Origin of the sequence: Pollutimonas rozaliensis (assembly GCF_048751585.1) — a bacterium.
Lineage (GTDB): Bacteria > Pseudomonadota > Gammaproteobacteria > Burkholderiales > Burkholderiaceae_B.
On record NZ_JAZHOB010000002.1, the window covers coordinates 371,323 to 384,154 of the forward strand.

Genomic DNA, 12,832 nt, shown 5'->3' on the forward strand with positions numbered 1-12,832 from the left:
TTCCTTCTGCAAACATAGGATACAACGAGCCGGCATTTGAGCAACGGAACTAGTCTGCCATCTCGTCTCGCTCATCGGCTAGAAATCCGCCGCACTGGTGTCGCCATAGTCGCGCATAAGTGCCGTTCTTCGCCAGCAGCTCGGCGTGGGTCCCTTGTTCGATGATCTTTCCCTGATCCATGACGATCAGGCGATCCATGGCGGCAATGGTGGAAAGCCGGTGGGCGATGGCGATGACTGTCTTGCCTTCCATCACTTCGTCCAGGCTTTCCTGTATGGCCACCTCCACTTCGGAGTCCAGGGCGCTGGTGGCTTCGTCCAGTAGCAGGATAGGTGCGTTTTTTAGCATGACGCGGGCAATAGCGATACGCTGGCGTTGCCCGCCGGAGAGCTTGACGCCACGCTCACCCACCAAAGTGTCGTAGCCGCTGCGTCCATGCGCATCGCTCAATTGGTGGATGAAGTCATCGGCCTGGGCATGGATGGCGGCTTCCTGGATCTCGGCATCGCTCGCGTCGGGGCGTCCATAGGCAATGTTGTCGCGTATGGACCGGTGCAGCAATGACGTATCTTGCGTGACCATGCCGATGGCGCTGCGCAGGCTGTCCTGCGTCACCTGGGAAATGTCCTGTCCATCGATGCGTATCCGGCCGCTGTCCAAATCGTAGAAGCGCAGCAGCAGGCTGATCAGCGTGGATTTTCCGGCGCCCGAACGGCCCACCAGGCCGATCTTCTCGCCGGGGTTCACCGTCAGACTCAGGCCGTCAAGCACTTGGCGTTCGCCGTTGTAGTTGAAGAAGACGTCGTCGAATTCCACTTTGCCGCATTCCACCTTCAGTGAGGGGGCGCCCGGTATATCTTGCACCTTGGCCACGCGCGAGAGTGTGGCCATGCCGTCCTGGACGGTACCGATGTTCTCGAACAATGATGTCATTTGCCACATGATCCAGTGCGACATGCCGTTTACGCGCAAGGCCATGGCCGTGACGGCGGCTACGGCACCTGTGCTGACTTGTCCGTCATGCCAAAGCAATAGAGCATAACCGCCCGCTGTAAAGATCAGTACGACCACCAGAGCCTGGTTGACGATCTCGAACTGACTGACCAGGCGCATCTGACGAAAGCCGGTGTCCTTGAAATCCTCCATGGCCTCGCGCGCGAAATGGGCCTCGCGCCTGGTGTGCGAGAATAGCTTGACGGTCGTTATGTTGGCATAAGCATCGGTGACGCGCCCGGTCATGGAGGATCGGGCATGGGCCTGCTCCTGCCCCACTTTGCCCAGGCGTGGCACAAAATACACCATGGCCAGGCCGAACAGGATGATCCAGTTGATGAAGGGCAGCATCAGCCGCGCATCGAACCCGCCCGCCAGCGCAACGATAGTGATGAAGTACACCCCAATGCCCAGCACGATTTCGATGAAGGTGAATAGCACCTCGCGCACGGCCAGCGCCGTCTGCATGACCTTGGTGGTGACGCGGCCGGCGAATTCGTCGGAAAAGAACGATAGGCTTTGGCGTAGCATAAGGCGGTGGAAGTCCCAGCGCAGCCGTAGCGGCAGATTGATGGCCAGCACCTGGTGCTGCACCATGGTGCGCAGCGCCACCAGGCCGATGCTGGCAAGCAATACGATGCCAACCGTCCACAGTACACGCTGCTCATGCGCGGACGCGGGCTCGCCTCTTTGCCAGACCGAGAGCAGTTCGACGACCTGGCCGAGAAAGGCGAATAGCCAAGCCTCGTAGATCGATACGCTGGCGCTAAACAGGGCCAGCGCCGCCAGATAGCGGCGCGAACCGCGTGTGCATGCCCACAGGAAGGAAAACAGGCTCTTGGGCGGAAGAGGCGTATCTTCGGGTGGGAAGGGATTGAGCAAGCGTTCAAATGAGCGGAGCAAAAGCGCCTCCGAAATGATCAGAAGGGAGGTGGGAACGATAAGCAGGCCATGTCAATTACGTATCGGTATCCACCGCATATCCCGCGTTCAGCCAGGCATCGAGTCCGCCCGCTAGTGGACGGACTCGGCTATAGCCGCTTTTCATCAAGCGTTTGGATACGATTGCGGCCGATGCTTCGTTAGGGCAATCGCAATACACGATGACTTCTTCGCCAGGCATTGCGCTTGGTGCAATGTCTCCAGCCCGAAAGGCGATGGCGCCGGGGATGCGGCCCTGGGCTTGCGCCAATGGGGAGCGTACATCGACAACGATGGGGCGGGACTCCGACTGCAACATATCGTAGAGCTCTTGAACGCTGACCCGCTCCATGCACAGCGACTTGATGAAGCGCTGGCGCTCCCACCATTTTTTTGCGATGAACAGTAGAAGCGCGATGGCCAGCAACAGCGCGCCCAGCATGCCCAGGTTGACCAGTACGTTCAACAACTCATCAACGGCCGTGCTGAACAGCGAACCCAGATAGACGGCGGAGCCCGACCAGATGGCGGCACCGATGCCGTCGAACAGTAAAAAACTTCTTTTGCGCGTGCCTACCGTGCCGGACAGTACGCTGGCGATGGATGCGAATCCGGGGATGAACTTGGCCACCATCAGCGAGGACGGCCCCCAGCGTAAATAGATTGATTCAGTTTGCCTGATGCAGGAGTCAGGAGACAGGGATATGCGGCAAAGCGTGGAGATCAGTCTGGCGCCGTAGCGCCGGCCCGCCAGATACCACCCAAAATCCGCAATCATTGCGGCCAGGACGGCGATACCCACCAGGGCGAATCCACTGTAGCTGCCGGAATCCTGCAATGCTCCGGTGATGACGAGAATGGGGTAGGCAGGCACCGGGGCGCCGGCCTGCTCGATGAGCACGTTGAAGAACACGACCAGCAGGCCGTATTCTTCAATGAGTTGCAGTATGGATTGCATCATGATGACAAGATGGAGGGACGTCTTCGGCAAGTATGCGATATTTTTGTGCTCATGGTACACCGCATTAAAACTGTCCAGCTTGGCGCCGACGCCAATGAGCGAAGGGCCGCTTGTATGGGCGGCCCTTCGCTCAGCAGATATCCTCGTCCAGGTTATTTGGCCTTGGCAGTCGCGCTATAGGAGTTCATCCGATTGCGGTAGTCTGGGATATGGTTGTTCAGCAGCGTGGCCAGGCCTTCCACATCGTTGCGCCAGTCGCGGTGTAGTTCGCTGGCCACGGCGAACCAGGACATTAGTTGCACACCCGCTTGCGACATCCGATTCCACGCGGCATCGCGAGTCATTTGGTTGAAAGTGCCCGAGGCGTCGGTGACGACGAAGACGTCATAACCGGCTTCGATGGCCGATAGTGCCGGGAAGGCCACACACACCTCGGTGACGACCCCTGCAATCAGCAACTGCTTCTTGCCGGTCGCCTCCACGGCCTTGACGAAGTCTTCATTGTCCCAGGCATTGATCTGGCCGGGCCGGGCAATGTATGGCGCGTCGGGAAATTGTGCTTTCAGCTCGGGTACCAGCGGGCCATTGGGGCCGTCTTCGAAGCTGGTCGTCAGGATGGTCGGCAGCTTGAAGTAATGAGCGATGTCGGCCAGGGCCAATACGTTGTTCTTGAACTTGTCGGGATCGATATCCCGCACCAGCGACAGGAGGCCGTCCTGGTGATCGACGAGCAACACTGCGGCATTGTTTTTGTCGAGGCGAACATAGGGCTTGGTCATGATTGACTCCTTGAAAAGTTTAACTGCACGGTTAAATGCCCGCGATACCTTGGACTGCGCCGGCCGCCGGGGCGAATCGGCCGGGCAGCAGTAAGTGGTTCAGGCCTGCATTTGTCCGAAGCGCCCGCTGTTGAAGTCTTCGAATGCCTGGAGGATTTCGGCTTTGCTATTCATGACGAAGGGGCCGTGGCCGACAACCGGCTCATTGATCGGTTCACCGCTTAGCACCAGCAGCGTCGCATCGTTGTTGGCCTCGATTTCCAGGCCGCTGCCGTCGCGATCGAACTGCACCAGTTGACCCTCTCGCACAATTTCGGCGCCATTGACCAGCACTGTGCCGTGCAATACGACCAGCGCCAGCGTATGACCCGGCGTCGTGTCGAAGCGCATAACGCCATCTTGAACCAGCCGCACGTCCCATACGTCCATCGGCGTGAAGCTGCGTGCCGGGCCGCGCTGGCCATCGAACTCGCCTGCAATGACGCGGACCTGGCCGGCACCGTCGGGCAGCGCCACCGTCGGGATGTCGCGATTCAAGATCGTCTGGTAGCCGGGTGCGGACATCTTGTCCTTGGCCGGCAGGTTGACCCATAGCTGCACCATTTCCATTTGCCCCCCCTGGCGGGCAAAGGCTTCGGAGTGGAACTCTTCGTGCAGGATGCCGGAAGCCGCAGTCATCCACTGCACATCGCCGGGTCCGATGGTGCCGCCTGCGCCTGTGGAGTCGCGGTGCGCGACTTCACCTTCGTAGACGATGGTCACCGTTTCGAATCCGCGGTGGGGGTGCGTACCGACGCCGCGCCGGGTTGTAGTCGGGTCGAAAGTGTATGGGCCGGCATGGTCAAGCAGCAGAAACGGGCTCAGCGCTTTGCCATGATCCCCATAACTGAACAGGGAACGAACCGGAAAACCGTCGCCTACCCAATGAGGGCGGGGCGCTTGATAAATGCCTTGGATTTTTCTCAGCATGACTTTTCTCCATTTGACGGAATCGCTGTCTGAGACGCAATGCGATTCACTGAACATGGAAATCAGTATATATTTGTAATTAATGATTCGCTATACCCTGATTTTCATCCTTAATGTCCTATTTTTGAAACGATGAAACTGCCCGATCTCAATGAACTGCACTACTTTGCGAAAGTCGTGGAGCACGGCGGCTTTGCTTCGGCCGGCCGTGCCCTAGGCATTCCGAAGTCGAAACTAAGCCGCCGCGTTGCCCTGCTGGAAGAGCGTCTTGGGGTGCAGCTCCTGCTGCGTTCGACGCGCAGCTTTACCGTCACGGAAGTGGGCAGGCGCTACTACGAGCACTGCCGGGCGATGCTGATCGAAGCGGAAGCCGCTGAGGAGTTTGCGGCGTTGGCGCAGTCCGAGCCAAGCGGCGTGATCCGTATGAGCTGCCCCGTCGCCCTGCTGGCTGCGCGCGTGGGGCCGATATTGGGCCGCTTCATGGCCGAGTACCCACGGGTCGTGCTCCACGTGGATGAAACCAATCGTCGTGTGGATGTGGTGGCGGAAGGCCTGGATCTGGCCATCCGCGTGCGCCCACCGCCTTTACAGGACAGCGATCTGATTTTGCGCACGTTGGCCGAGCGGCGCCAATGCCTGGTCGCATCCCCCAAATTATTGAAGCAGTGTGGTTCGCCTTCGGGGCCGATGGATTTATCGCATTGGCCTACCCTGGAAATGGGGCTGCCGCAGGATACACATCGTTGGCTGCTGCAGGGGCCGGAACGAGTACAGGCTGAAGTGCGACATAGCCCGCGCTACGTGACGCAATCCATGCTCGCTTTGCGTGATGCCGCCGCCAGCGGAGTGGGCGTGGTGCAGTTGCCAACCATGTTCATTCAAGATGAACTAAGCAACGGCACTCTGGTTCGGGTTTTGCCCGATTGGGAGCCAAGGCCGGAAATCATTCATGCTGTCTACGCATCGCGCCGGGGCCAACTGCCGGCAGTACGCGCACTGTTGGATTTTCTGGCGCAGACGTTCAGGGACATGAAAGAGGAGTGAGGCGCCAAGATCGACGGCCAGCGGCCCTTGCGCACACAGCGTTCGCGCCAAGAACGTGTGTCATAAGCGTCAGAATTGCCTGAAAAGTTTTTCTATATAAAACAATAATAATAAATTAAATATAAAAAACAATATTAGCCAGTATGCGCATTGACTGAAGCATAACAAGCCATACATAATCCAGAAAAAACAAAGCTATTTAATTGAATTTAAATGGTTTTACTATGTAAAACAACTGGAGAGGCTGTGTATAAATTTCATCAACCAAATGGGATTCATTCAAGTGAGTTGTGGCAACTGTGCCTGAGTGTTGATCCTTGCGCCGTATCAGACGTGCTCAACAAGTATGGCTTTAGTCAACGCACCATGCGAGCCGATCTGCAAGGCATTGCGCCGGGAATGAAAACAGCCGGCATCATTCGGACCATGTCTTCACGCCCCCGCGAGCAGGCTCCCGATCCGAGCAAGGAATACGGTTTACTGTTTGAGGCGATCGATCAACTATCTTCTGGGGAGGTGCTCGTCACCGATACCGTCGACTGCTGCGTGTGGGGAGAGCTCTGCGCGGAGCGTGCCAAACGCCGAAACAGCAACGGCGTAATCATCGATGGATATTATCGGGATGCAGAACGCGTATTGGCTTCAGGTTATCCGGTCTTTGCCCGTGGGCGTCATATGAGCGACCTGCTCTATCATCGCGAGATCATTGCCATCAACCAGGCCGTCTCATGCGCGGGCGTTTACTGTGAGCCGGGCGATTTGGCTCTGGGTGGCGCTGACGGTGTCGTTGTCATACCAGGGAAAATGATCGAATTGGTGATTCGCGAGGCGGCCGATAAAAGTCTCACGGAGGATCAAGTTCGCACTGCCTTGGCAGCAGGAGCTTCCGCGGCAGAGACGTATAAAAGCTACGGTGTGTTTTGATGAGTTCGACACAGGTTAAGGATGGCGGCGGGTCGCAACGTATTCAAGCCATCGCCCGTGCGAGTCAATTATTGGATTTGATTTCAGCCAACGAGCCCGAAGGCGTTGGTATTGCCGAGCTGTCGCGCCAAAGCGGCTTGCATAAAACAACAGCGTTTCACATTCTGGCCACTCTCGAAGATTTGGGCTTCGTCAGCCGTGCCGAAGGCAATCGCAAATATCGCCTCGGGCTCAAGAACCTGGAGCTGGGCAGCATGGTGCGCCGTCATCTGCCATTTCGGGATCTGGTCTACGACAGCCTGCTGCGGCTATGCAGCGAAACCCGGGAAACCGTCAATCTGGCGCAGCCATTGCCAGATCGTCTGCTGATTGTCGAATGCCTGGAAGGCAACTACGGTTTGCGTGCTGCCTATTATGCAGGCACACGCTCCTATTACCATGCCACTTCCTGCGGCAAAGCCATGCTGGCGCATCTGCCAGAGCAGCAACGGCGCCATATTTGTGAAGCATCGCCCTTGATTGCGCTTACTGAATCCACCATAACCGATGTTGCTGTGCTGTACGGACAACTCGACGCAATCCGGCAGGGGCAGGCAGCCTTGGACTTCGAAGAGAACGAAGTGGGCGCCTACTGCATTGGCCGTCCGATTCTGGACAGTGCCAACAATGTCTTGGGGGCCATCAGCGTATCGGGCTTGAAGAATCGTTTTGATGATTGCACCCGCAACCGCATCGATACTTTGCTTAAGAAAGAGATAGGCCTGATAGCTCAAAAGCTAGGTCGGTGATGAAGCCGTCTTTTCAGCGACCATACTATTACCACCAAAGAGGAGCATTATGAAAAAACAAATAGCACTGTGCTTGGCGTTGCTGGTCGCCCCTCTGGGCAACCTCTTTGCCGCAAACATGTACCCCTCTCATCCTATACGCCTGATCGTGCCCTTTCCTCCGGGGGGCGCACCCGATGTCGTGGCGCGTCTGATGGCCGATGACATGGCGAAATCGCTTGGCCAACCAATTATCGTCGAGAACAAGCCAGGTGCCAGCGCCAATATCGGCATGAGCTACGTTGCAAAGTCCAAACCAGATGGTTACACAATCATCTTGTCAAGCGCATCGCTGGCGATCAATAAAAGCATGATCAAAAACACGCCTTTTGATCCGGTCGATGACTTCACTCCGATCTCGCTGATTGCAATGGTGCCTTCGGTTATGGTGGTGCCCGCTAATATTCCGGCCGACTCTGTTCAGTCATTTATAGACTATGCGCGCACCCACCAGGGAAAACTGAACTATGGGACCAGCGGCGTGGGCACTACACAGCATCTTGCGGGCGTAATGTTCAACAAAATCGCCAATACCGACATTGTCCACATTCCGCACAAGGGGCAGAACGCCCTGGTGCCGGAACTGATCGCTGGCCGCGTACAGCTTTCCTTCAACAACATCTCTGCTGTGCAGCCTTTTGTAGAGAGCAAGGAACTGAAAATTCTGGCTATTGCTTTACCAGAGCGCTGGTCGGAATTTCCAGATATCCCGACATTTTCGCAAGCGGGGCTGCCTGGTTTCGAGGTATCAAGTTGGCTGGCGCTATTCGGTCCGGCCAACCTGCCCAAGCCCATTCTCCAAAAGATATACCAGGCAGCGAAAACCGCGATGGACAATCCCGCCATCCGGGATCGCGTGGTGTCAGCCGGCAACTACCCTGTCGTGAGTACGCCGGATGACTTGAAGGCATTTCTTGATGAAGAAATTGGCCGTTGGTCTAAAGCGGTAGAACAGCTTGAAAACCGGTAATGCCTATTTAACGCTTTATCAAAACATTCACAGGCGCGGCCAGGAAAAGAGACAAGACAGTATGCAATCACCATTATTTCGATTTGCAGTCATTGCTGATTCACATATCGAACCGGAGCCGAACGGCACGTCGACGCGGAACAATCTGCGTAACGCCGCTGTCGTTCGCATGCTTAACGCACATCAGCCCGAGTTTGTTATTCATTGTGGAGACATCCTGCATGTTCCCGCTTTTGGGCCTCATTTTCACGATGCTGCCGGCATATCCAAATCGATTTACAACGCCCTGGAAATGCCCATCTACTCGACGCCGGGCAATCAGGACATTGGTGACAAACCGTCAGCGTGGATGCCGGCTCCGGCGGCCACGCCCGAATACACCAAAATGTATGAGCAGCATTATGGACCGGCGTGGCAAAGTGTCGTGCATCAGGGCTGCCACTTTGTCTTCATAAACTCTCCCATATTGAATTCGGGCCACACTATTGAGCAGGAGCAACGTGTATGGCTGGATTCCTATCTTGAAAAAGCAAAGGGTGAACGAATTTTTCTTATCACGCATTATCCGATTTTTTTGCTTGATGAGCACGAGCCGAGCCATTACGACAACATTGATGAGCCTGCCCGGGGCTGGTTATTAGAACGCATTGACCGCTATGGAATTGAAGCGGTCTTTGCGGGTCATGTACACAACTTTTTCTACACCAGAAGAAAAAACTCGGACTATTACATTCTGCCCTCCACTGCCTTTGTCCGCCGTGATTATTCAGAGCTATTCAATATTGAGCCCGGACAAGATGCGGAGTTTGGCCGTAACGAACCGGGCAAGCTGGGGTTCCTGCTGGTTGATGTATTGGCTAAAGGATGCCGACCGCATTATGTACGTAGCTATGGCTTGACTGAAGTTGCCGATACCCTCCCGGCCGATTCCTTACCCTCTTCAGTTTTCTGCCAGAATGGCATCGGACTGGGAGTGACACTGCGCCATCGCTGGTTCGGAATCACCACATTGTCAGCGAACAACACCACGGACGAGTTTATCCGCAAGCAGGTTCGATCCGACTATGTCCTGGAAGGCATCTGGCACCTGGGCATCAAGACCATCCGGGTTTTCATGGACGATCTATACGCCGAGGACAGTCGGCAGCGGCTGGCTTTGCTATCGAGCTTAGGATATGAGGTTCATATTCAGTCCGCGGGCCTGCCCACCAATCAGGATATACAGCTCATTACGTCAAATGCCTCGGATATCCATTGCTGGGAGATTGTCTTGCCCGTCGAGCAGCATTCCATGTTGCTTTCGCTTTTGCCGCGGTTGCCGTATCGGCACGTGCGCGTTGCGCTGGCCAAATTCGAGAATTCGGCTCAGTATCGCCATGAGCAAATCAATTATCCTCACTTCTTGGCGGCCGGTTTTAATCCCGGACTCGACAACCAATGGATTGCCGAACTCATTGCCAAAACCGCAGATGCTCCTGAAATTCTCAATAGCCTCGTGTATCGTACAAGCTGGTCGGAGGATCCCAGTGCCTTCGCCCAAGCGACTCGAAAGCAGCTCAAAGACTCTTCCTTGCAAACGATTATGACGGCTTCTTGGGCCCCATCGGAGCCGGGCGAGTTTCAGGCCGATGACGCGGCAATCACAAGCTACGTTCTCAAGCTGTCCGCAGCCGCCACCGTGCCTGGCTGCAAAGTGATGTTGGACATCTTTTCGGACTTGGACCGAGGCTATTACCCTCGACATGGCGTGATGGATAGACGCTATGATCCGCGCCCCGCTGGTCAATTGATGCGCAATGTCCACCAACTCTTTGATCGACTTGGCGAAGCCCCTGTTTTTGTATCCAGCCATACCGATGAGCATGATGGTTGGCAAGCACAACTTCGGGCCGGCAGCAAGGACGTCATCCTCTCCATTTCCGGTTCGCAGGGTCACGACGTGGCATCGTGGTTGGCAAATATGGATGCTCCCAACGATCAGCTCACGGTAATCGATCTACAAACGGGTCAAGAGAAAACGTTGATCTGGCCATCAGGCAAGGACGCTCCCGGCGCCATACGGAATCAGCTCAAGCCATGGCAAAAGTACCTGGCCTGTCTTTCTTAGTGCTGATTGGCCCAAAAAGGAGGGGCATTGATCATGATTCAAACATTGGAGAACAAGAGAGCGCTGGTGACCGCAGCTGGTCAGGGTATAGGCCGGGCTGTGGCGCTGCGCTATGCGCAGGCCGGCGCTCAGGTATTCGCAACGGACATTAATACCGACTTGCTGGATACACTGAGGCATCCCGCCATCAAAACCCTGCAGCTGGATGTTATGTCTGCGCGCGGCATTCAAGCCAGTGTGGAAAGTATCGGTAAGATCGACATCCTTTTTAACTGTGCAGGCGTTGTGCACGATGGGACGGTGATGGACATTGATGATGAATCCTTGGATTTTGCATTCAACCTGAACGTCAGGGCGATGCTGCGGATGATCCAGGCGTACTTGCCAAGCATGTTGGACCAGAAAGAAGGCGTCATCATCAATATGTCCTCTGTCGCGAGTAGCGTAAAGGGCGTGCCGAACCGCTGCGCCTACAGTCTTACAAAAGCGGCGGTCATTGGCTTGACCAAGTCGGTGGCTGTTGATTACATCGCCGATGGTATTCGTTGCAATGCCATTTGCCCGGCCACGGTGGATAGCCCTTCATTGCACGAGCGCTTGCACGCTTCCGGTGATTACGATGCGGCACTTAGAGACTTTATCGATCGCCAACCACTAGGCCGTATTGGCACGCCCGACGAGGTCGCTGACCTTGCCTTATATTTGGCCACGGCTACCTACACCACGGGCCATGCGTATCTTATAGACGGAGGTTGGGCGGCTTGAACTAATAGGGTCGATTTAAAGCATCCGCATTCTCGTGGCAAGATGCTGGGGCTTTTTTGGTATGCGTCAGGTAAAACCATCTTGAACTCAAGCGGCAAGTCATGCCTCATACCCACCACCCAGTCACAAGATGAATGATTATTCCGACAATGCCGCCGACCACGGCTCCATTGATTCGGATGAATTGCAGATCGCGCCCGATATTGAGCTCCAGCTTTTCCACTATCTCATCTTCTTTCCATTCCTTCATCTTGTCCGAAATGAAGCGGCCGAGCTTGGGGCGGTATGCGTCGATGAATCCGGGCGCATATTGAATTAGCTGTTCATTCATCCACTGGCGTATGTTGTCATCGCGCTTGAGCGACTGGCCGAACTGCAAGGTCTGCTCGGTGATTGCGGCCTGGATTTGCGAATCCTTGCGGCCAAGGTCCTGCCGGACCCAGGCTAGAAAGTCCTGCCACAGGCTGTCAAGATAGGCGGACACCGCAGGGTGATTGGCGATCTGATCCTGGAACTGACCCAACTAGTAGCGAAAAGCGGGGTCTGTTTGCAGCTTCTCGATCAGGTTTTTCAATTTAATGTCCAGTTCAATGCGCGCTGGATGCCCGGGGGTTTCGTTGATTTCAACGAGTATTTTGGCGGCCGCTGTAATGAACCGCTCGCTCAGGGCGGTGCCGGCCCAGCCTTTCAGGCTATTGAAATACAGCGGCATGTCCTTCGCGACCATGCTGTTGAATTTTTCCCTGACGGCGGGGTCTTGCAGGTAGTGCGCCAGATAGTCGATTAACTGATTCAACAGCTCCTGATGCTTGTTGTTGCGCGTGAGCAGGTCCAGGATTTTTCCCAGCAGGCTGGCCAGATCGAACGCTCTTATCTTGTCGGAGACGGCGCCTTTCAGAAAGTGCCGAACACTCTGATCATCCAATGAGGTCAATGCATAAGAGAAGAACCGTGCAGCCATGCCGCCGGCCTTGTCTGCGTTTTCTTTGCTGGACAGCCATTCGGCAAGCCGGGTGGCGGGATCGATTTTTCTTATTACCGAAATAATCCGGTCGGTGGAAAAGAATTCGCCTTGGACAAAGTCGCCAAGGTTATCGGCGATGCGATCCTTGTTTCTAGGGATGATGGCGGTGTGCGGCAGCTTTATGCCCAGTGGATGGCGAAACAGCACGACCACGGCATACCAGTCGGCCAGCGCCCCGACCATCGCCGCTTCTGAAAACGCCGCCAGATATTCCAGCCAGGTGTATTCATCCTGAAGCTTTATCGAAGCGAAGTAAATAATGGCGAAGAAAGCCAAGACTGCCACGGCAAGACGCTTCATATCCTTAAGATTGCGGCGCTTGACTTCATTTTCGGCTTTCGCCGGACGGGCTGACAAGGATGAGCGGCTATTCATATTTGTCCTGGTCATTATGGTTCTGCTTGAGGGGAATGTACCGGTTTTTGGGGTTCTTGAAGTCGCTTGACAGGATACGGCAAGCAGGGCGATACTGATTTCGCTTATCGAATATTTATTCGGTATACGAAAATCGTCCATTTCTTTAATGGGTTGCTACGTTTCCAGCAGG

The 12,832-nt window shown here is 55.4% G+C and carries 10 protein-coding genes and 1 pseudogene; 6 read left to right on the forward strand and 5 right to left on the reverse strand.

All coding sequences use genetic code 11. The features are described from left to right. Positions 1–49: 49 nt before the first annotated feature. From V0R37_RS04990 to V0R37_RS05005, 4 genes are all read right to left on the reverse strand, one after another. A complete protein-coding gene (locus tag V0R37_RS04990) occupies positions 50–1,897 on the reverse strand; it encodes an ABC transporter ATP-binding protein (RefSeq protein WP_420373445.1) in 1,848 nt (615 codons plus the stop codon). 55 nt (positions 1,898–1,952) lie between these two features. After that, complete coding sequence (locus tag V0R37_RS04995) at positions 1,953–2,873, reverse strand: rhodanese-like domain-containing protein (protein WP_420373639.1); 921 nt, start codon at positions 2,871–2,873, stop codon at positions 1,953–1,955. Positions 2,874–3,028: 155 nt separating this feature from the next. Next, positions 3,029–3,655 carry an isochorismate family cysteine hydrolase YcaC gene (ycaC, locus tag V0R37_RS05000; RefSeq protein ID WP_420373446.1) on the reverse strand — a complete coding sequence of 209 codons (627 nt, stop codon included), beginning with the start codon at positions 3,653–3,655 and terminating at the stop codon, positions 3,029–3,031. 99 nt (positions 3,656–3,754) lie between these two features. Continuing rightward, positions 3,755–4,624, reverse strand: coding sequence for a pirin family protein (locus V0R37_RS05005; protein WP_420373447.1), 870 nt, complete (start codon positions 4,622–4,624; stop codon positions 3,755–3,757). Between the two features lie 132 nt (positions 4,625–4,756). Here V0R37_RS05005 and V0R37_RS05010 point away from each other — a divergent pair, with 132 nt between their 5' ends. The 6 genes from V0R37_RS05010 to V0R37_RS05035 all read left to right on the forward strand — a co-directional run bounded on the left by V0R37_RS05010 (position 4,757) and on the right by V0R37_RS05035 (position 11,261). Continuing rightward, complete coding sequence (locus V0R37_RS05010) at positions 4,757–5,668, forward strand: LysR family transcriptional regulator (RefSeq protein ID WP_420373448.1); 912 nt, start codon at positions 4,757–4,759, stop codon at positions 5,666–5,668. A gap of 246 nt (positions 5,669–5,914) precedes the next feature. After that, a complete protein-coding gene (locus V0R37_RS05015) occupies positions 5,915–6,592 on the forward strand; it encodes an RraA family protein (protein ID WP_420373449.1) in 678 nt (225 codons plus the stop codon). Beyond that, the gene (locus V0R37_RS05020) at positions 6,592–7,380 is read left to right on the forward strand and encodes an IclR family transcriptional regulator (RefSeq protein ID WP_420373450.1); all 789 of its coding nucleotides are present in this window, start codon (positions 6,592–6,594) and stop codon (positions 7,378–7,380) included. Before V0R37_RS05015 ends, V0R37_RS05020 begins: the two co-directional genes overlap by 1 nt. Before the next feature lie 49 nt (positions 7,381–7,429). Further along, a complete protein-coding gene (locus V0R37_RS05025) occupies positions 7,430–8,389 on the forward strand; it encodes a tripartite tricarboxylate transporter substrate binding protein (protein WP_420373451.1) in 960 nt (319 codons plus the stop codon). Beyond that, positions 8,376–10,496, forward strand: a complete 2,121-nt coding sequence (locus V0R37_RS05030; RefSeq protein ID WP_420373452.1) for a metallophosphoesterase family protein — start codon at positions 8,376–8,378, stop codon at positions 10,494–10,496. The genes V0R37_RS05025 and V0R37_RS05030 overlap by 14 nt, the downstream gene beginning before the upstream one ends. A gap of 33 nt (positions 10,497–10,529) precedes the next feature. Next, positions 10,530–11,261: an SDR family oxidoreductase gene (locus tag V0R37_RS05035; RefSeq protein WP_420373453.1), complete on the forward strand. Its 732-nt coding sequence runs from the start codon at positions 10,530–10,532 to the stop codon at positions 11,259–11,261. A 106-nt stretch (positions 11,262–11,367) separates the two neighbouring features. Here V0R37_RS05035 and V0R37_RS05040 read toward each other — a convergent pair. After that, positions 11,368–12,801 (reverse strand): annotated as a pseudogene (locus V0R37_RS05040) (DUF445 domain-containing protein). Between the last annotated feature and the right edge of the window lie 31 nt (positions 12,802–12,832).